The organism is Anabaena sp. WA102, assembly GCF_001277295.1.
Classification (GTDB): domain Bacteria; phylum Cyanobacteriota; class Cyanobacteriia; order Cyanobacteriales; family Nostocaceae; genus Dolichospermum; species Dolichospermum heterosporum.
This window is the reverse complement of the sequence record NZ_CP011456.1, coordinates 5484152-5504781: the sequence shown is the minus strand read 5'-3', so window position 1 is coordinate 5504781 and position 20630 is coordinate 5484152. Positions and strand designations below refer to the sequence as shown.

The 20630-nt window shown below is 39.1% G+C and carries 13 protein-coding genes, 1 tRNA gene and 1 pseudogene; 10 read left to right on the top strand and 5 right to left on the bottom strand.

The window, feature by feature from the left end; genetic code table 11:
* Window positions 1-2: 2 nt before the first annotated feature.
* Window positions 3-989, bottom strand: coding sequence for a cyanophycin synthetase (locus AA650_RS24310; protein ID WP_053540994.1), 987 nt, complete (start codon window positions 987-989; stop codon window positions 3-5).
* 337 nt (window positions 990-1326) lie between these two features.
* Between AA650_RS24310 and AA650_RS24305 the strand changes: the two genes are divergently transcribed.
* Complete coding sequence (locus AA650_RS24305) at window positions 1327-1584, top strand: hypothetical protein (protein ID WP_027402924.1); 258 nt, start codon at window positions 1327-1329, stop codon at window positions 1582-1584.
* A gap of 192 nt (window positions 1585-1776) precedes the next feature.
* Here the strand turns inward: AA650_RS24305 and AA650_RS24300 are convergent, their stop codons facing one another.
* Window positions 1777-3882, bottom strand: a complete 2106-nt coding sequence (locus AA650_RS24300; RefSeq protein ID WP_053540993.1) for a M3 family metallopeptidase — start codon at window positions 3880-3882, stop codon at window positions 1777-1779.
* Between the two features lie 383 nt (window positions 3883-4265).
* Here AA650_RS24300 and AA650_RS24295 point away from each other — a divergent pair.
* The 3 genes and pseudogenes from AA650_RS24295 (at window position 4266) to AA650_RS24280 (ending at window position 7928) form a co-directional block, all read left to right on the top strand.
* A pseudogene (locus AA650_RS24295) lies at window positions 4266-5053 on the top strand (dienelactone hydrolase family protein).
* A gap of 405 nt (window positions 5054-5458) precedes the next feature.
* Window positions 5459-5836 (top strand): DUF1823 family protein, encoded by a 378-nt coding sequence (locus tag AA650_RS24290; RefSeq protein WP_053540992.1) that lies wholly within the window; start codon window positions 5459-5461, stop codon window positions 5834-5836.
* A gap of 1048 nt (window positions 5837-6884) precedes the next feature.
* The gene (locus tag AA650_RS24280) at window positions 6885-7928 is read left to right on the top strand and encodes a 3-deoxy-7-phosphoheptulonate synthase (protein ID WP_053540990.1); all 1044 of its coding nucleotides are present in this window, start codon (window positions 6885-6887) and stop codon (window positions 7926-7928) included.
* A gap of 667 nt (window positions 7929-8595) precedes the next feature.
* Here AA650_RS24280 and AA650_RS24275 read toward each other — a convergent pair.
* Window positions 8596-8669: transfer RNA gene (locus AA650_RS24275), tRNA-Arg, on the bottom strand.
* Window positions 8670-8702: 33 nt separating this feature from the next.
* Entirely contained in the window at window positions 8703-9800 is a 1098-nt protein-coding gene (locus tag AA650_RS24270; protein WP_027402929.1) for a tocopherol cyclase family protein, read from the bottom strand.
* A 1285-nt stretch (window positions 9801-11085) separates the two neighbouring features.
* Between AA650_RS24270 and AA650_RS24260 the strand changes: the two genes are divergently transcribed.
* From AA650_RS24260 to AA650_RS24250, 3 genes are all read left to right on the top strand, one after another.
* Window positions 11086-12504 (top strand): sugar transferase, encoded by a 1419-nt coding sequence (locus tag AA650_RS24260; protein ID WP_081424323.1) that lies wholly within the window; start codon window positions 11086-11088, stop codon window positions 12502-12504.
* A complete protein-coding gene (gene galE / locus AA650_RS24255; protein WP_053540988.1) occupies window positions 12501-13493 on the top strand; it encodes a UDP-glucose 4-epimerase GalE in 993 nt (330 codons plus the stop codon). The genes AA650_RS24260 and galE overlap by 4 nt, the downstream gene beginning before the upstream one ends.
* Before the next feature lie 298 nt (window positions 13494-13791).
* Window positions 13792-15999 carry a GumC family protein gene (locus AA650_RS24250; RefSeq protein ID WP_053540987.1) on the top strand — a complete coding sequence of 736 codons (2208 nt, stop codon included), beginning with the start codon at window positions 13792-13794 and terminating at the stop codon, window positions 15997-15999.
* A 343-nt stretch (window positions 16000-16342) separates the two neighbouring features.
* On the opposite strand, the gene AA650_RS28440 is transcribed toward AA650_RS24250, so the two are convergent.
* Entirely contained in the window at window positions 16343-16492 is a 150-nt protein-coding gene (locus AA650_RS28440; protein WP_199924344.1) for a hypothetical protein, read from the bottom strand.
* Window positions 16493-16816: 324 nt separating this feature from the next.
* On the opposite strand from AA650_RS28440, the gene AA650_RS24245 reads away from it, so the two are divergent.
* The 3 genes from AA650_RS24245 (at window position 16817) to AA650_RS24235 (ending at window position 19976) form a co-directional block, all read left to right on the top strand.
* Window positions 16817-17389, top strand: a complete 573-nt coding sequence (locus tag AA650_RS24245) for a Uma2 family endonuclease (protein WP_053540986.1) — start codon at window positions 16817-16819, stop codon at window positions 17387-17389.
* A gap of 238 nt (window positions 17390-17627) precedes the next feature.
* Window positions 17628-19094 carry an oligosaccharide flippase family protein gene (locus AA650_RS24240; protein WP_053540985.1) on the top strand — a complete coding sequence of 489 codons (1467 nt, stop codon included), beginning with the start codon at window positions 17628-17630 and terminating at the stop codon, window positions 19092-19094.
* A 66-nt stretch (window positions 19095-19160) separates the two neighbouring features.
* Complete coding sequence (locus AA650_RS24235; RefSeq protein WP_199924343.1) at window positions 19161-19976, top strand: DUF268 domain-containing protein; 816 nt, start codon at window positions 19161-19163, stop codon at window positions 19974-19976.
* Window positions 19977-20630: the final 654 nt, after the last annotated feature.

The following is a 20630-nucleotide window of genomic DNA, read 5'->3' as shown; positions in this document are numbered from 1 at the left end:
CTTTAACTCTCATTCTCTATCACCTGAAGAATTTTCAAATATAACTCTTCCACTCTCTTTGCTGCTAATTTACCACTAGCAGCATAGTGATTTAACCCAGGAGAACCATTGACTTCAATCAGCGTATAATCTACCATCGGCATAGTAATATCATCGGTAAGTATGTCCACCCCAGCTAATCTTAGTCCAATATCTTTAGTCATATTAATTGCTAACTTCTGAAAATCAGGATGAATAGTTTCCGAAAAATCCACCGCTTCACCTCCACTTGATAAATTAGCACTATCCAAAAGATAAACAGTATGATCATGAGGAATCACACTATCCCAATCAAAATTTTGTGTTTTTAATTTTTGGGAAATGCGAAAATCATCAAATTTAATCACATTTTTTCTACCCGTACTAATAATTTTTTCCTGTTTTTGTTGTAGCAACTCCAAAACATTAGATATACCATCACCAACAACACATAAAGGAATTCTTTGATAAGCCGTAATCACCTCATCATCTAACACTACAATTCTATAGTCATTACCACTATAAAACTTTTCAACAATCAACCCTGATTTAATTTGGAATATCTTATTAGCAACATCATAATATTCCTCCTGATTATGCACCTTAGTCACCAATATACCTTGACTCAGATTTAGCGGCTTAACAATCACAGGAAATCCCATTGATTGTGCATAATTAAATCCATCATCAATATTTCGAGGATGAGCTATTTTAGCACACATCTGATCACTAAAAAATGTCTTTCCCTCTGTCACCCGATATCCAAAGTGCTTCAGGAAAAAATTACTATAGGCTTTATCTTTAGCTAATTCGGCTGAGGCGAAACCATTAATATTCAATTTGGCATGACTAAAAACCGACTTTTTCCCATTTTTAAAAGTAATATGCCCCACAAATTCATATTCTGGTTCAACTAAAATCACAGCCCCTATTTGCAATGCTACTTTTTGGATGATTGATGTAATTGACATTTTTTATTTTCTCGGATTCTTTTAAAATTACCCTGAAAAAGTATGGCAATATTCGTAAATATTTCCCAAGCCGAAACCTCAAATCATTCGTGAATTATGCCATATATTACACAATGATTTTGGTTCTTATGTGTATCTAAATACTAAGCTACTCAGTAAATACCCATTGGCATTAAATAAAACTGAACATTCTTAAAAGATAAGTTGTTGCATCACGTATTGACAATTTTGAAAATATGTAATAACAAGGTGGCATCATCAATAAAAGACGCTAGTACATCTTTGGCTAAGAGACATACTAACGCCCTTCACTCAAATTCATACGCATAAAATAATCATGCCACAAAATACGGATTACAAAAATATCACCTCAGAAAATCAAGCCATGCCTACAGCAAGAGAAGATAACGCCTACAAAAAAAGGCTGAATGGTTGGGCTGTAGCCCGTGTTGTCACCGAACAAGAAAAAGTAATTGTTTCCAGGTTTCGCAGTCGTTCTGATGCCGAAGGCTATATTCAGCACATCCGTCAGATGATTCCTAACACTGTTTTTGAGCTTTTCTTTGATTGCCAACGGGAAGAAGTTGTTATTTAACACTCTCAATGAGATTCTTGGTTCACCGAAACCACTTAATTTGGATTCCTTGCGTTCTCTAAACCAGAGGTGGGGTTCTCCCCAAGGGACTTCGGGTATTCCTGTAAATCCACAAGAGACAAGAGACAAGAGGTAAGAGGCACAATTCAAGATAAATATTCTCCTCATTCCCTCATCCCTTCGACTTCTAACTTACACAGCAGCCAGCAGTCCATTGTGCTTGAGTAAAGCCTTGGTACTGGGTTTTCGTCCCCGGAAGGTTTTAAATACATCCATTGGATGCTGACTGCCACCTAGTGCTAACACCGTATCTCGGTAACGTCTGCCAATCGCATGAATTGCAGCTTCATCTTCCAAACCTACTTCTTCAAAAGCGGCAAAAGCATCAGCACTGAGAACTTCAGCCCATTTATAGCTATAATATCCCGCTGCATAACCCCCTTCAAAAATATGACCGAAAGCACATAAAAACGCATCCTGGGGTAATGGTGTTAACACAGTCGTTAACCTAGCAATCCGGTTTCGCACATCTGTCACAGTTTCCTGACTATTAGGGCAATAGCGGTAATGTAACTCCAAGTCCACACTACTAAAATCCAGTTGCCGCAACATAGTTGAACCACTCATGTAATTACGTGCCGCCAACAATTTTTGGTAGTAATGTTCCGGTAATGCTTCCCCTGTTCCATAATGTTTCGCCATGCCAAACAAGGTTTGGCGGTCATAACACCAGTTTTCCATAAACTGGCTCGGTAATTCCACTGCGTCCCACTCAACATTATTAATACCTGCTGCCCCCAGATAATCCACCTTAGTCAGCATATGATGTAAACCATGTCCAAATTCATGGAACAATGTCTCCACTTCATCAAAAGCCATCAAACTCGGATTACCATCTACAGGGGGAGTTTGATTACAAATCAAATAAGCTACAGGTAGCCGAATAGTAGTTAAACCATTTTCTGTAACTTTGCGACGGTGAATACAAGCATCCATCCAAGCACCACCACGCTTTTCCGCAGGACGGCTGTAAGCATCTAGGTAAAAATAGGCAATGGGTTCACCATATTTATCAGCAATTTGGAAATAACGAACATCCTCATGCCATATTGGGGCTTGACCATCAGCAGGTGTCACCGTCACCCCAAAAAGCCTTTTTACCAGCCCAAATAGCCCATCTAGAACTTGAGGCAGGGGAAAATAGGGAAGTAACTCCTCGGCAGTAAAGGCAAATTGTTCTTCCCGTTGACGTTCAGCCCAAAAGCTAATATCCCAATGCTGCAAATTTTCGGCTTCTACGGCTCCTTTCGCCTTGGCAAAGGCTTTGAGTTGTTCTAAATCTTTGACAGCAGCATTATAACTAGCTTGACGGAGTTCTTCTAACAGCCTTTCTACAGAGGGAATATCCTTAGCCATCTTACTAGCCAAACTCAGTTCAGCAAAAGTTTCAAAGCCAATTAATTTAGCTAGTTCTTTTCTTAGCTCTAAAATTCGTATAATCAAAGGATTATTATCTAATTCCCCAGAAGATGCCCGGGTAATATAAGCCTTATAGAGTTTTTCACGCAAATCCCGCCTGGTACTGTGCTGTATGAATGGGAAATAACTAGGAAAATCTAAAGTAATATGCCAAGGTCCATGTTCCGGGGTGGCATTTTCTTCACCAGATGCACGAGCAACTTGAGCTGCAAGACTCAACAAGCTACTTGGTAAGCCATCAATGTCATCTGGGGTGGTGAGAATTAAAATAAAGCCTTTAGTCGCATCTAGAACGTGATTAGCAAACCTAGTTGCCAGTTCTGCTAATTCCATCTGGATAGTATTAAAACGCTCTCTATCTTTTCCTTCTAAACCAACACCAGACAATTCTGCATCCCGAATTGCAGCTTTGATAATTCTCTGCTGGGCTGAATCTAAAGTTTCCCAGCTAGGACTATTCCGAATTGCTTTGAAAGCATTATAAATAGGTTTACTTTGACCCAGGATATTCATAAACTGAACTACTTGCGGCTGTACCTTTTCATAGGCAATACGTAGTTCTGGACTATTTTTTACACCCATTAAATGATTCAGTATTCCCCAACTCCAATTTAGTCTTTCTGTCAATTTTTCTAGAGGTTCTACTAAACCGTTCCAAGTAGGCTCTATATTTGCCTCTAAGTCAATTAATTGCTTTTCCAGTTCTGCCAATAGATGACTAAAAGCTGGTTCGACTTGCTCTGATTTAATATCCGCAAATACGGGTAAACTACAGCTTTGAAGTAGGGGATTCTGATAAATAGTAGCAGTTGCACGCATGGTAGTGAGTTAATAGCCGATGAATTAGTGGGAAACAACGATTGATTTTTCTTTATATAACTAATAATTTAACGTTGCGACAAAATTTCGCGTTGCTAGAATGGCAATCTTACTCAACAGATACAGAAGTTAGGAGACCAGAATCAAATAAGTATATTTCTATACGAAAAATAATTAAATCTACCTCTATTCCTATGCCAGTTATACAAAAAGTTCATTCTGATAGCGTATCGTAGTGTGGCGTAAACCATACTGCTGCAACTTTATAACTACTGAATTTGTTTTTGATAGCTCAGATACATAGTGGTCTGTCAATATTAATTTTGTGTGTTAACGAAGTTTGAAAGTATTGCTAACAAACGGTTATAAAATTTAATAAAGGTATGAAATTTTTACTTTCTGTTTTGCTGACACCTGCGGTGGTTTTGTTGAGTTCTGCTCATGTATTAGCAGCAATTAAAACTAAAACAATTGAGTACAAGCAAGGAAACACAATATTGGAAGGATATCTTGCTTATGATGATGCTATTAAAGTTAAACGTCCCGGTGTATTAGTAGTTCATGAATGGAATGGGTTACAGTTTTATGCCAAAAAACAGACCCAACAGTTGGCTAAATTGGGATATGTGGCTTTTGCCGCCGATATTTATGGTAAAGGAATTAGACCAAAAAACATCGAAGAATCAGGTAAACAAGCAACTATTTATCGTCAAGATCGAAAATTACTCCGCGAACGGGCAAAAGCTGGGTTACAAGTTTTACAAATTATCCCTTAACTGACTCTAAACACATTGCTGCCATTGGGTATTGCTTCGGTGGTGGTACAGTCTTAGAATTAGCCCGTAGTGGTGTTAATATTGCAGGTGTAGTTAGTTTTCATGGCAACCTAGACACACCCAATCCTAATGATGCTAGAAATATTAAAGCTAAGGTATTAGTATTGCATGGCGCTGATGATCCCTTTGTCCCAGAAGAGCAAGTCCAAGGTTTTGAAAGAGAAATGCGTCTAGGTAATGTGAACTGGCAACTAATATACTATGGTCGTGCGCTTCATTCTTTCACTAACCCAGAAGCCAAAAATAATCCCAAAGGAGCTGTTTATAATTCAATCGCAGATCAGCGTTCTTGGCAAGCTATGCGACAGTTTTTTGCCGAAATATTTGCTAAGTAATATTTTGTGGGTTTGAACACTGATTATATCTGCAAGGACTGTTCAGAGGAAGAAGCAACAGGGAACAGAAAAAACTCATGTTTAAAAACATGAGATTGAAATAATGATACTGTTTTTTTTCGTGCTACGCATCTTTTAAAAACATCTTTTTCTTGACTGAAGCTCTAAGGGACTTCCAAATAAAAAAATACTCAACGACCTAACGCAAAAATCTCTCAAACCCTTATTCCTCTGTGTCCTCTGCGCCTCTGTGGTTCGTTAATCAGGATAATTTATTTCTTGGAAGTCCCTAAACTCAGCAAATGAGTGTTTCTTATCTGTTCCCTGTTCCCTGTTCCCTGTTCCCTTTTTTGTAATTGGTAAAATTATTACCTATTATCTATTCCTTCCTCTTACCTGAAAATCATGTCTAATCTTCCACCGCTAAATACAGAAACAATTTGGGCAATTATTAACGATACAATTGATGATGCCACTGTAAACCAATTATTATGGTATCACTTAGGTTATCGTTATGATGCGATTACAGAAACTTGGGATAATAGTCAAGTATCATCAACATGGCGAGATGAATATTCACAACCACCGGATTTTATTGCTTCTCGTCCAGCAATTATGAAATTAACTCGTTCTATTCCCCAGGAAAATAAACAGATACTCAAGGGAAGACTCGGTTTTAAAGGCTACAAAATTGGTGAATTTGGTCCTCGACAAACTCGCAGAGCCACATCAGCAAATTGGTTATTAAGTTATATGTTAATAACCACTGGTACAATTGAGTAAAATTACTATAAGTAGTGAGACAGAATTAATTACACAATGTCATTGCGTTAGCAAAGCGTGGCGTTAGCCATATGGAACGAAGTGAAATGAAGCAATTCCAAGGGTTGTGATTGCTTCCCTTCGCTCGCAATGACTGTAAATATTTTTGTCCAATTACTTATCTAGCAATTACTTAAAATATCCCCAACTTCTCTAAGTAGTTAGGGATATAAGCTTTGCGTCCGATTTGCAAAATTAAATTATTCTTTTATAAGGGATCACCAAAAAATAAATTACCCAATTTTGTGGGATGGGCATCCTGCCTGTCCTTGGTAATTAGCGGGCAAGACTTGTACTGAGCTTGCGATGCCCTGAGCCTGTCGAAGGGTCGAAGTATGCCCGCACCACAAGAAACTTTTGGGGATTTTTTTAATTGGAAGTCCCTAAGAGGTTGTTTGAAAAGTATTAGATGAAACCGATAATCTCCAAAAACCTAACCCCCCTGCCCCCTTCCCTCGTAGGGAAGGGGGGTTTCAAAGCCTCTCCCCGCTTCGGAGAGAGGTTTGGAGAGGGGTTTGTTTATACATTAAAAACTTTTCAAACATCCTCTAAGGAAAATGCCGAAAACCCTTGAAGATGTTGCTGACTCAGGAAGCCACATCTGTTCTTTAGACAAGGGATGAAGGCTAGTAGTCTGTCAACCCGAAAATGACGGGTGAAGGCAAGCAGGGGGAGAAGAGAGGCAGGGGGGCAGGGGGGTCAGGGGGGAGTGGGGGGAGTTGGGGGAGTTGGGGGAGTTGGGGGAACATTACCCGTCAAAATAAATTTGACGAACTACTAGAGGCAGGATTTATGTCTAAATGTTATGGAAATAACACGGACATATCTTGTATTTTTTTACAAAACTGTGTATATTAATATATTCTACCCTTGCATATAGTAATCTTAGCTAATTTGTGCAACTTGTTGTTCTAACTAACTACTTTAGGGCTAACAAGAATCAAAAACGGTTTCACAAATAATTTAGATAGGATTACTGCTGTATAACACAAATAAAGAGATTTCTGCTATGATCAACAAATTAATTAATACTAACATTAAGAGTTCTCATGTTTTACCAACTCCTAATGAGGTTAAGGCAAAATTACCTTTAACTAAAACTGCTGAAAATACAATTTTAAAATTCAGACAAGAAATAGAAAATATTTTAGATTTTCAAGATCGACGTAAATTCATTGTAGTCGGTCCTTGTTCAATTCATGATCCAAAAGCGGCGATAGAATATGGAGAAAAGTTGCTAGGCTTGGCAGAAAAAGTTCAGGATAAATTACTGTTAATCATGCGGGTTTATTTTGAAAAACCCAGAACTACTGTAGGCTGGAAAGGATTAATTAATGATCCGAAAATGGATGATTCTTTTCATGTAGAAGAAGGAATTTTAATTGCCAGAAACTTACTATTAAAGTTAACAGATTTAGGATTACCCACTGCTACAGAAGCACTTGATCCAATCATACCTCAATATATAAGTGAACTGGTTTCCTGGTCTGCAATTGGTGCAAGGACAACCGAATCGCAAACACACCGAGAAATGGCTAGTGGTTTATCTATGCCAGTAGGTTTTAAAAATGGTACTGACGGTAATATTCAAGTTGCTGTAAATGCCCTCAAATCAGCAAAGACTCCCCATAATTTCCTGGGTATTAATCAAAAGGGACAAGTGAGTGTATTTCAAACTAGGGGAAATGCTCATGGTCATGTAATTTTGCGTGGTGGAAATCAGCCTAATTTTGATGCCGAGAATATTCAGTTAGTAGAGGAACAATTAAAAGCAGCTAACTTATCACCAAGAATAGTTGTTGATTGTAGTCATGGTAATACTAATAAAGATTACAGATTACAATCTATGGTGTTTGAGAATATTATCCAGCAAGTATTAGATGGTACTAATTCCATTGTAGGAATGATGCTAGAATCGAATTTGTATGAAGGTAGTCAAGTAATTACAGGGAATCGTGAAGATTTAAAATATGGTGTTTCCGTAACTGATAAATGTATCAATTGGCAAGAAACCGAAAGAATTATTTTGGCTGCTTACAGTAAATTACAATAAACTTACAGCAGTTTTTATGTATTTACACCACATGAATTATGGTTCTACCGCTCCCCTTATGGAATAAAATATTAATTTAATTTTTGTAGGTTGGGTTGAACAAACTGAAACCCAACATTAGCGAGAAGATAGTAGGAGGTGTTGGGTTTCGTCCCTCAACCCAACCTACAATAAATATTGTTTTACATAAAGGGAACGGTAGAGCCTGAATTATTTTAATTCTTCTCTTTGTATGAGATTTAAAAATGTGGTTCATTTACCTGAAAAAAAGCTGTTTTGTAGTTGTGCTTTAGTCCAAAGTGCAATGCTTAGTTTCTGCTTCTTTTTCCACGATTCGACTTCACTCAGTCTCTCAAAGACTTTGGGTAATTTTCTCTTGGCTTCTTTTCATTGCTTCTAAATGTCAATTAGTCCAAACTCAAGTAAATAAGTAGTGAGACAGAATTAATTACACAATGTCATTGCGTAAGCGTTGCGTGGCGTTGGCCATATGGAACGAAGTGAAATGAAGCAATTCCAAGGGTTGTGATTGCTTCCCTTCGCTCGCAATGACTGTAAATATTTTTGTCCAAATATGGAACGAAGTGAAATGAAGCAATTCCAAGGGTTGTGATTGCTTCCCTTCCCTCGCAATGACTGTAAATATTTTTGTCCAATTACTTAAAAGTGGGATTGGTGCGGATCGAACGCACGGCCTAGCGCTTAGGAGGCGCTCGCTCTATCCAACTGAGCTACAACCCCAAGGATGACGTAAATATCATAATAGCAGCATTTTTATTGCGATCGCCAACAATAATCCCAATCATCACCACCGACTTCTAACCCGCAAAGATTACTACTTGCAGTCAGGATAACTTGAGATTTGCCGCTATTAAGTTCTCGCAATTCTAAAGTGATTTCCCCTTGCATGGTATCTCGACAACAAAAAGTTAAACCATTAGTTGTAGGTGCGCGGAGGGGTGTACCGGGAAGATGGGTAGTCCCTGTCAGTTCAATTTCGTAATTGAGGTTTTTGGCTTGCATTTGCCATCTACCCCAGGGTTGAATTTGCCATGTTACCTCTGAATTCCAGGGAACAAATTCATAAAATTTGCCTTGGTGGTGAATACCAATCATGGCGACTGATTCCATCCACCATAATACACCACGTTTGCCGCCACCGGCTGTTAAAGCTAAGTCTGGTTGATTGATAAAGGCATTACAATTTAGCCAAAACCATTTTTGGGGAAAAGCACCACCCCAATTTTTTTCTGCGTATGCTGGAGCATTTGTGAATTCATAAATTTTACCATGCCAATCTATCCAACCGCTGGCTAAACCATGAGCCATTAAAATTTGCCAACCAGGTTCAAATATCTGAGAAAATGATAACCAACCGGCGGTTGATTGCTGGGGACTATTTTGATTTCCCCATGCGTACATGGGTTGAATTGCATACTCCCATCGGCAATAATTACCAGTGGTAGGATCTGTAATTATGCCTTGGTTTAAGGTAGCTGTGGCTTGATAGCCTTCTTGAATATGGTGTGCAAATTCACGAGGAATAAGATACAGAGGTGAAACTTGTAAGTTGGTTTTTCCCCAATGTCCTAATCCCAAAATATCCCGACTTGCCCAAAATTTGTTGATATCAGGAAAAGTGCGACAAAGGTATTCATCATTTATACCCAGTATTTGGGCTGCTCCGCCGCTGTAGGGCTGATTGCCTCTTGGGTCTTCGATGGAGTACATGAAGGCGATAGTTTGCCGAATTTCGGTCAGTGTGACGCGGTAATACCAGCCCTCAAAAAAACGGCGATCGCTCCCATCCCAATGATAACCGCTATGGGGAGTTTGGGTGAAATCAAAGAAATTTTTGGGAATATTCAGCATGGATTGTGTTTTATTGTACTTCGTAAGGTTAAAATTTGAGCTTTTACTTAAAGGGAATATATGGATGTAAAAATGCAAGTTATTACCTTCTCAAGTATATTTATTTTTTGGTATTGGCAATGTGGAAACTTTGGACTAAAATGGGGTATCGGCTCAATAAATAGGGGCAACTGCCTAATTCGGGAAAAATTTTACGCCATTTGAGGGTTGTCATTGAACGATTTACCCCGGATTATTGAGCGGATACAAAATGGGGCATCCACTGAATTTCACTACATATTCCGTATTTTAAGCTTCATCATCTGTAATTATTGAACAAGAAATGTAAACCAAAAATAAAAGTTAGCTCTTCTTACACATCACAAAAAGACATTTTACCAACCATCAACAGTCCACATTCTCCGATGATAAGTAGGTTAGCATTGAAAATCGTCGTTATGGCAAGGCAAGAGGCACTCATGCAAGAGGCAAGAGTGAAGAGGGTTTGGGCGATTTTACTTTTCTTTACACAAATTGGTTTTATTGTGTTCACCTACTTACTTAATCCCATTTTCCAGACAGCGTTTAGGTTGATGCAGCATATTATAGATTAATGAGGTACAGGATCTTAATTCAAAGCCAAACAGCAATCTAGCTTTACAAAAGAAGGGAACAGGGAACAGATAAGAAACTAAAGTTTCACCAGTTTAGAGCTTCAGTCAAAAAAAGATGTTTTTAAAAGATGCGTAGCACGAAAAAACAGTGTCATTATTTCAATCTCATGTTTTTAAACATGAGTTTTTCCTGTTCCCTGTTGCTTCTTCCTCTGAATACTGACTCCTCAATTCTGATGTAAGTAGGTGAACAGAAAAAATTAAAGGTATATGAAGAAGAGCAAAGCAAACTCAAACTCTTTCCCCCTGCGCCCTGCCCCCTGCTCCCCTGCCTTCCCCCAACGACAATTTTTAACGCTCACCTACTTAAGTATCTGACTAACTCAATCTGATGCTGTTCCGCTTTCTATCACTGAGTCTAAACCCCAGTGGCTAGGAACTTGACAATTTGGTATGGGTTGTGATTAAGTAAGTATTTGATACCAATTAGATGTATTTAAGATTCACTTACTAGTTGTAAAATCTCGCAGTGTAGTAAAGTGTGTTCATTCGGGAAGATTTGTGAAGTACAGGGTTTGTTATTACACAATTGCATATCATCTGGATTAATCTCTTTTCTTACCTTAAATGCAAAAAAGGTATTGATTCACAAATTCATGTTTTTACAAGCCAAGCTCTAAAAAAAAATACTTATGCTAGAGATAGGATTTGAGACTAATAGGGGCAGTATTCAGTTAGTCAAACTCCCACGCTTTATCTCTCTATTTCTGATAATGGGAGACATTTTTGGCCTATTTGTCTGTTTAGGAATTAGTTCTTACGGGACTCTGGATCATCCATTGATAGGATTTGATCTATTTGTATATGGATTTATACTACTGACTTTAACAGGAATGTATTTGTTAAATACATACCATCCAGAGAAAGAAATTGCTGGGTTACAAGCTCCGACTCGCATCCTGATCAGCAGTCTAATAGTTGCCATCATAACTTCCGTGTTAATTAATCTGTCGGGAAACTGGGAAGGTAATTCAGTAGGGATGCGGGGTATATTATTAGTTAACCTGGGAATTTTTACTATCTGGGCAATGATCTTAAGAATATGGGCATTTAATTGGTGGCGATCGCAAGCTCAACAAAGTCGGTGGTTAATGCTAGGAGCCAACAATCATGCCATAAAATTTGCCCAAATGTTCTTAACCCAAAATCCATTGGGGCGATTAGTGATCCTGACGGAAACTGGTCAACATATCCCTGAGTTAGCAGAAATCGAACCCCAATTAAGTCATGAAGGATCTCTCAATGACTTATCTTATTGGAGTCATCAACCCTTATCGGGAGTAGTAGTAGGAACTCAAATAGGTCTCTCTGATCAACAAGTGCAGAGTCTCATGCAACTCCGACTGAAAGGGATTCCCGTTTACCGTCTACCTGATATTTGGGAAACCCTATGCTACAAACTTCCCTCATCTCTACTCGAAGATGAGTGGTTTGCTTTCAGTAGTGGTTTTAACTTGGTATTTTGTGGTGGCAGTCTCAAAATCAAAGAGATTATGGATATAATCGTCACTGGTCTGTTGTCTCTGCTGGTGTCGCCACTCATGATATTTGTAGGACTAATCATCAAATTAGATAGTCCAGGACCAATTTTTTATAGCCAATTACGAACAGGACTGTATGGTAAACCATTTCGGGTTTACAAATTCCGTTCCATGTATCAAGACGCGGAAAAGAGGGGCGCACAATGGGCAAGTCAACGTGACCCCCGCATTACCAGAGTAGGATATTGGCTACGAGTTCTGCGAATTGATGAACTCCCCCAAATTTGGAATGTGTTGTGTGGAGAAATGAGTCTGATTGGTCCACGTCCAGAAAGGCCAGAGTTTGATGTCAAGCTCAAAGAAGCAATTCCTTATTACGAAATGCGCTATTTAGTCAAACCAGGAATTACTGGTTGGGCGCAGGTGCTTTATCCCTACGGATCTTCTCTAGAAGATGCCTATGAAAAGCTATCTTACGACCTTTACTACATCAAAAACTATTCATTATGGTTGGACATAGTGATAGTCTTGAAAACCATCAGAGTTGTTTTATTAGGTAAAGGCAGATGAATCAGAAAGTCTTGGTGACAGGGGGTGCCGGCTATATTGGTTCTCATGTGGTGCGTCAACTAGGTGAGGCTGGCTATGATGTAGTTGTATATGATAATTGTTCTACAGGAGTAGCACAAGCTGTACTTTATGGTCAGCTAATTATTGGCGACTTAGGAGATATAGACCGCCTTTACCAAGTCTTTGGCAAACATCAATTTAGTGCGGTATTGCACTTCGCTGCCAGTCTAGTTGTACCAGAATCCGTTGCCCAGCCCCTTGATTACTACGCTAACAACACCCGGAATACCCTGAATTTACTGCGGTGCTGTAGTATCATGGGTGTTGACCAATTGATCTTTTCTAGCACAGCGGCAGTTTACGGCGAACCTAGAGAAAATCCCGTCACAGAGTTTACTCCGACTTTACCGATTAACCCCTACGGTCGCTCCAAACTGATGAGCGAATGGATGATTCAAGACTACGGACTGGCATCTCGTCTGCGGTATGTAATTCTCCGCTATTTCAACGTCGCAGGAGCCGACCCCGGTGGCAGAATTGGACAAAACTTAACCAGTGCAACTCATTTGATTGCCAATGCTTGTAATGCAGCCCTCAAACGCCAAGCAGAATTCAAGATATTTGGCAATGATTTCCCCACCCCAGATGGGACAGGAATTAGAGACTATATCCATGTCGAAGATCTAGCCACAGCCCATGTTGATGGGTTACGCTATCTAGAAAGGGGTGGAGAAAGTCAAATTCTCAACTGTGGTTATGGCAAAGGTTATAGTGTTAGACAAGTTGTGGAAAGGGTTAAAGACATTTCTGGGGTAGATTTTCCCGTAATTGAAGTGGCGCGTCGTCCCGGAGATCCAGCCTGTGTGACGGCTGATGCAGAAAAAATTCAGCAGGTATTGAATTGGCAGCCCAAGTATAATAACTTAGATAATATCATCTCCAGCTTTCTTGCTTGGGAAAAAGGTAAGCTGTTACAAAGCTATAAGTAGGTGGGCGTTAAAAATTGTCGTTGGGGCAAGGGAACAGGGAACTCTTAACAGGGAACAGGAAGAGAGTTTTGAGTGATTTTACTCTTGTAGGGTGCGTCAGACCCAATAATTTGGTAAAAAACAGATTTCCTCTGTCTGACGCACCCTACTCAATACGACAATCAAACTGCGTAACAAATAATCGCTATTTTACAAATGTTAAATGCCAAAAGCCGGGGATGAGTGATTTTTGTTCAAACAGATGATCTACAACTTGTACAGCGCTTCCTACACTTAGTATATTTTCTTAAATTAATTTATGTCCATTAACCAAGAAGACCAAGATTCCCCTATTGATATTCAACAGTACTGGTTAATATTCAAAAGACGTTGGCCTGTGGCATCAGTCGTATTTGCTTTTGTCTTCGGAGTCACAGCCCTTGTCACTTACTCAACAAAACCAGTTTACGAGTCAGAAGGGAAATTGGTTTTCACTAAAAAAAGTGGGGCTTCATCACTCTCAAGTCTCTCTCAACAGATGGGAGAATTGGGCGCACTGACAAACCTTAGCAACCCAGTAGATACTGAATCTGAGATCATCCGCTCCTATCCCATCGTTATAAAAACTATTACCACACTAAAGTTGACAGATAATCAAGGCAAACAGCTTTCTTTGGAAGTTTTTCTCAAAAAACTGAAGCTGAAGACTGTCCGAGGAACAGATGTGATGCAGCTTTCTTACAGAAGTACAAATCCCCAGGAAGCAGCAGATGTGGTGAATTCCCTGATGAAATATTACTTAGAGAGTAATGTTCGCACTAACCGTACCGAAGCTAGGTCAGCGCGAGAATTTTTATCCAAGGAATTACCAGAAGTTGAACACCGAGTTACGAAAGCAGAAATGAACTTACGCCGGTTTAAGGAGAACAACCGAGTGGTAGCTCTGGATGTAGAAGCGAAAACTGGTTTGGAATCTCTGGGAAAGCTGAATGAAGCAATTACCCAGAGCCAAGGGGAATTGGCGGCGGCCTTGACTCGTTCCGTAGCTTTACAGAATGAAATGAAACTGGGTACACAACAGGCTGTGGATCTCAGTACCTTAAGTCAATCACCCGGTGTACAACAAGTCCTCACAGAATACCAAAAAACCCAATCTGAACTAGCAGTGGCGCGAAGTCTTTATACTGGTGATAATCCAAAGGTCGTGGATTTAGTCATGAAAGAGGCATCTCTGAAAAACGTACTAGAACAGCGAGTCAGCCAGACCGTTGGTAGTTCCGAGTTCCTATCCAAACAGAATTTGCAGATAGGAGAACTTAAACAGGCATTAACTCAAGACCTTGTCAAATCAGAAGTAGAAAGGTTAGCATTAACAAAACAAATAGAGGAATTGCAAAGGGTATTTATAGTTAACAGAAGACGTTTGGATAGCTTACCTCGACTGGAACAACAACAACAACAGCTACAGCGACAGTTAACTGTTGCACAAATCACCTACCAAGAATTTCTGAAGCAATTCCAGTTGGTTCAGGTTTTAGAGAATCAGAATGTAGGTAATTCGCGGATCATTTCTGGAGCTTTAGTTCCTGAACGTCCCATTTCTCCTAAGATTCCCCTCAACCTCGCACTAGGCGGATTTTTGGGAGTTATTTTAGGCGCAGGAACGGCACTGGTGTTGGAATCCATGAATCAATCCCTCAAAAATATTGAAGAAGCCAATCGGCTGTTGGGCTTTCCTTTGCTGGGGACGATTCCCCAATATGGGGAAAAAAATCCGAAAAATCGGCAGGAAGGTCGGCAAGAGTTGCCATTATTGGATGACCCCTATTCACCAGTCAGTACGTCTTTTGAAATGCTCCAGACTAACCTGGGGTTCACTTGCTCTGACAAAGAATTGCGGGTGATTTTGGTGACTAGTGCAACCCCTGGAGAGGGTAAATCTTTTGTGGCGGCAAATCTGGCTCTAGCAGCAGCTTATGTAGGAAGACGAGTCCTGTTAGTGGATGCTGATATGCGTCTTCCCCGTCAGCACCGGGTTTGGGAAATACACAATTTGCTGGGATTAAGCAATATCTTAGCCGGTCAGGCGCAGTTAGAAAATGCTGTCCAGGAAGTATCCCCTCTGGTGAATATGTTACCAGCAGGAAAAATTCCGCCTAACCCAGTGGCACTGTTAGATTCCCAGCGCATGGCTGCCTTGGTTGAAGAGGCTAGTAAGGATTATGATTTCGTAATTATTGACACACCTCCCTTAACGGCTGTTACTGATCCCCTGATTGTTGGCAAGTATGTGGATGGGTTATTGCTGGTTGTCCGTCCCGGTGCAGTGGAGTATTCAGCGGTAACTGCGGCGAAGTCATTACTTGAGCAGGCGAGAGTGCCTATTTTGGGCATGGTTGTGAATGGTATTGGTAAGGAAAGTGGTTATGGTGGATATTACTATGCCAGTGGTTATTACGGAGGTAAAGAAGACAAGAAGAAGTCTTCGGAGGCTAATGTGCGGTCAGGGTTTTTTGGTCGGGTGTAATTTGTCTTCACACTCTGACGAGATTAATTAAATTGTCTGTGTTTTAGGAGTTGAGCTTTGATGGTCTTTTGATCTCGGTTCCTCCCTCGCAACCTGCTCGTAACTGAGAAGGCCGGAGCAGGGGAAAGCTATGTCTAATTAAGGTATAGACTCTCGAAACAATGTCTGCGATCCTGATGATTTAAGTATTCTAGTATTTTTGTGCGATCGCCAACCAATACTAATGGAAAAAACCGATATTCTGCCTGCATTGGCAGGAGTAGAGTTAAAATTAACTGTTGATAATGTATTTAGCTGGTTAAAAATGGCTTAACTAAGCAATACATTGGATAAGATAAGAGTCTTAGAGACTTCCAATAAAAAAATATCCCAAAATTCCTTGTGGTGCAGGCATCTTGCCTGCTAATAATACAAGCAGTTCATCTTTTTTGTGGAGTTCTCTTAGAGAATTCCAATTAAAAAAATACCCAAAAATCCCTTGTGGTGCAGGCATCTTGCCTGTTACCATCAAGGACAGGCAGGATGCCTATCCCACAAAATTGGGTAATTTATTTTTTGGTGTTCCCTAAGAGGAGAGGGTTAGTGAGAGGTGCGGAGAGAGGCTTTGACCCCCCATTCCCTCGTAGGGAAGAATTTATACGTTTCGCAAGTTCTGATCTATAGGATATAATTATCTCAGAGGATGTTTGAAAAGTTTCCGGCGATTATAAAGATGCCTCCGGCTCCCGTCAGGGATACGCGACTACACAAACCAAGTCCACCTATTCCTACATTCCCTTAAACGATTTCCACAGTCGGCTACCCCAATCATAAATATATGACCATCAGTGCCGTAAAAAATATTACAAAAGATATTACATTAGAAAAGTTCTTAATGATGCCGGAGACCAAGCCTGCGTCAGAGTTCTTGGATGGAGATATTATTCAAAAACCCATGCCTAAAGGAAGACACAGCCGACTGCAAGGGAAACTTAGCAGCGAAATTAATTTGGTGAGTGAATCTGAAAAAATTGCCTATGCTTTTCCTGAACTCAGGTGTAGCTTTGGTAGTAGGTCAATTGTTCCCGATATAGCAGTTTTTACATGGGAACATATTCCTTTCCTTAGCAGTGGAGAAGTCCCAGATAGATTTGAACAGTCTCCAGATTGGGTAATTGAGATTCTCTCTCCTGAACAGAAATCAAATAAAGTGATTGGCAATATCTTGTATTGTATGGAGCATGGATGTAAATTAGGATGGTTTCTTGATCCTGATGATTTAAGTATTCTAGTATTTTTATGCGATCGCCAACCAATACTGATGGAAAAAACCGATATTCTGCCTGTATTGGCAGGAGTAGATTTAAAATTAACTGTTGATGATGTATTTGGCTGGTTGAAAATGGCTTAACTAAGCAATACATTGGATAAGATAAGAGTCTTACTAACCCAGTCACACTGTTGGATTCCCAGGGCATGGCTGACTTGGTTGAAGAGGCTAGTCAGGATCATGAATGGTCGGAGTAGGGGACAGCTACGGCTAATTATGGGATAAAACAAAAGATTAGATTGGTTTTTAATCCACATTAATTGCGGCTCAGAAAATAAATAATCAACCGGAACTTTTCTATCAAATGGCAATGCTTTAGGTGAATAACAATTTTTTAAAGAATGGATTATATAATGCCGCTGGTGGAATTATCCGAATTGGATTGGCTATCCTGACAATTCCCTTACTAATTCGCCTGATTGGCGTTGAAGAATACGGTTTGTGGACACTTTCTTGCACTGTAATTACAATTGTTGCTTTAGCTGAGGCTGGTCTTGCTACAGCAACTACTGTGTTTGTTTCCCAGGACTTAAGAAAGGAAGATGTCAATGGGTTATCGCAAACTTTAACCATTACCATCGGGGGTATGCTTATACTAGCTACACTCGCGGCGATCGCTCTTTTCTTTGGTGCTGATGGTATTATTGATCTGTTTCCTAAAGTAGGAAAAATACAACATTCAGTAGTTGTACAAGCGTTACAGATTGGTGGACTCGTTATCTGGGCAAAATTATTTCAACAAGTTTTAATAGGTATAGAGCAAGCTTACCAGCGTTATAGTTTACTAAATATCTTGAATACGATGCAGCATTTTTTGCTGAGTTTTGGGCTGTTTGGTGTAGCCTGGTTTGGTGGTCGGACGGTAGCACTCATGCAGTGGCAAGCTTTGACTACAATAGTAACATTATTAAGTCATATTTGGGTGGTACTATCTCTAATTCGTGGTGTCAGCCTAAAGCCTATTTGGAAAACAGAAAAGGTTATGGCAATTGCTAACTACAGCTTAACTATCTGGTTAATGTCATTAGGGACTGCTGTATTCAGTAGGGGGGATCGGCTGATTGTTGGTTATTTTTTGGGTTCTGAAACCTTGGGAATGTATGCTGGAATTACTGATGCAACATCGGCAATTAATTCATTTTCAGCATTACCTGTTCAGCCTCTTGTCCCAGTTCTGAGTAATTACTCAGAAAACGATAGTATGGGTCATCCAGAGTTTACCCAAAAGATAAAACAGGCTCTGGAAGTGAACGCTCTCTTTGCCCTTGTTTCTGCTGGTTGGCTGTTTATGTTTGCCCCATTAGTCATGCATTTAATGTTTGCAGGTGCAGCTACTAAAAGCACTATAATAGCTTTTAGGATTGCGACATTAATTTATGGACTTTTTTCACTGAATGCTGTGGGATTCTTCATCCTCCTGAGTATTGCCCCCAGGCTAGTGATGAGCATTCAGTTGATAAGTGGGTGCTTTTCATTAACACTGATTGCTATTGGGGCAAGCAAATTCGGTTTTTTAGGCGCTGTGGCAGGTAATATTGGATTTCTTTTAACTTGGCTGATGATTTTCTCAGGACTTAAACTGTTAAATTTACCTAAATGGTTTTGGCTAAAATCTTTAATATTTCCTTTAATTTGGTTTCTGATATGTATACTAATTGGATTATTAGTTTCTCAACTTGAGTTTATGGTTATTATTTCTACAATCCATGTAATGATCTTAATTGGTTGGTTTATCAATATTTATAAGCAAACAATTATTGTTATGCTAAGTAAAATAAGTTTTTAGTAACTCACCAATAAAATAGAGATAATTGTCCTATTATTCATCTTCAAAACAAACATGAACAAAAATATGAGCCAATCATTGATACCTAGAATACGTTATAATCTTAAGATAGTTTATCATGTTATTTCTGAATTAGGATTTACTCCTCTTAATACGATTTCATTTTTCAGAGGAGTTCCTATTTATATTTCTCAATTCCTAAAATTTTATTTGGAAAGTCAGAAATCCAATCGAGCTATTGCTATAGGAAATCTATTTCCATGTATGATAGACAGATATGAAGGGGCTGGTCATATCACTAAACATTATTTTCACCAAGACCTATGGGCAGCACGCAAGATTTATCAAAATAATCCAGAGCATCACATAGATGTTGGCTCAAGAATTGATGGTTTTGTATCCCATGTGCTGACTTTCCGTGATATTGAAATTCTCGATGTTAGACCTATGGCTTCAAATGTTTCCGGTATGACTTTTCGTCAAGCTGATTTGATGCAATCGGAAAGCGTACCAGTCAACATTTGTGATTCTCTTTCTTGTTTACATGCATTAGAGCATTTTGGACTGGGGCGATATGGAGATCCAATTGATCCCGAAGGGCATATTAAAGGTTTGACTTCTTTAACAAAGTTATTAAAACCAGGTGGAACTTTATTGTTATCAGTTCCTATTGGTTTTGAGAGAGTTGAATTTAATGGACATCGTGTGTTCTCTGTTGAAACTATTCTCTCCCTTACTAAGGCAGATTATGATCTGATTTCTTTTTCTTACATTGATGATAAGGATGATTTTTACGAAAATGCTAACACCGCAAAAGTTCCAGATATAATTTATGGCTGTGGTTTATTTTATCTTAGAAAATTATCAACTGATAAATTGTGAAAATGTAGGCGTTGTTGAATGATAGCGTAATTTTAAAAGAAGTTTATCTAGTTTTAGTCTATATAGCAGTTTTTACTGTTAACAAGTACAGTAACAAGAAGAATAAACTAGTTTCTTAAATACGGAAGATTGATTAACTGTACCTCATAACATTTTTCTAAGTCTTAAAGTTCTTACTTAGCAGGGTTTGGGAGTGATTTATCCTATAGCTCAAATTCCATAAGAAATACCCAAAAGACAATTGGCAGCCCACTGTAGCATTTTTGAGTATTAAGTAGTGAGACAGAATTAATTACACAATGTCATTGCGTTAGCGCAGCGTGGCGTTAGCCATATAGAACAAAGTGAAATGAAGCAATTCCAAGGGTTGTGATTGCTTCCCTTCGCTCGCAATGACTGTAAATATTTTTGTCCAATTACTTAACAATTAACTGGAAAAAACCAAATCTAGACTAAATTTAGTTGGTTCTTCCGTACCTTTTATGCCAAATATGAGTTTATTTACCCCACAACCCATATAAATAAAGGATTTTATTGTTTTTGATACCAAATTTGTCAAAATAACCAATAAATTAATGTAAAATCCTTATATAACAAGGATCTTGGGATTTAAAAAAAATAATTTAGCATAACAAGTACCGAAGAGCCATTTAG

Coding starts and splice junctions, on each gene's coding strand:
- AA650_RS24310 (WP_053540994.1), bottom strand. CDS start 989: ATGTCAATTACATCAATCATCCAAAAAGTAGCATTGCAAATAGGGGCT.
- AA650_RS24305 (WP_027402924.1), top strand. CDS start 1,327: ATGCCACAAAATACGGATTACAAAAATATCACCTCAGAAAATCAAGCC.
- AA650_RS24300 (WP_053540993.1), bottom strand. CDS start 3,882: ATGCGTGCAACTGCTACTATTTATCAGAATCCCCTACTTCAAAGCTGT.
- AA650_RS24290 (WP_053540992.1), top strand. CDS start 5,459: ATGTCTAATCTTCCACCGCTAAATACAGAAACAATTTGGGCAATTATT.
- AA650_RS24280 (WP_053540990.1), top strand. CDS start 6,885: ATGATCAACAAATTAATTAATACTAACATTAAGAGTTCTCATGTTTTA.
- AA650_RS24270 (WP_027402929.1), bottom strand. CDS start 9,800: ATGCTGAATATTCCCAAAAATTTCTTTGATTTCACCCAAACTCCCCAT.
- AA650_RS24260 (WP_081424323.1), top strand. CDS start 11,086: ATGCTAGAGATAGGATTTGAGACTAATAGGGGCAGTATTCAGTTAGTC.
- galE (WP_053540988.1), top strand. CDS start 12,501: ATGAATCAGAAAGTCTTGGTGACAGGGGGTGCCGGCTATATTGGTTCT.
- AA650_RS24250 (WP_053540987.1), top strand. CDS start 13,792: ATGTCCATTAACCAAGAAGACCAAGATTCCCCTATTGATATTCAACAG.
- AA650_RS28440 (WP_199924344.1), bottom strand. CDS start 16,492: ATGCCTGCACCACAAGGGATTTTTGGGTATTTTTTTAATTGGAATTCT.
- AA650_RS24245 (WP_053540986.1), top strand. CDS start 16,817: ATGACCATCAGTGCCGTAAAAAATATTACAAAAGATATTACATTAGAA.
- AA650_RS24235 (WP_199924343.1), top strand. CDS start 19,161: ATGAGCCAATCATTGATACCTAGAATACGTTATAATCTTAAGATAGTT.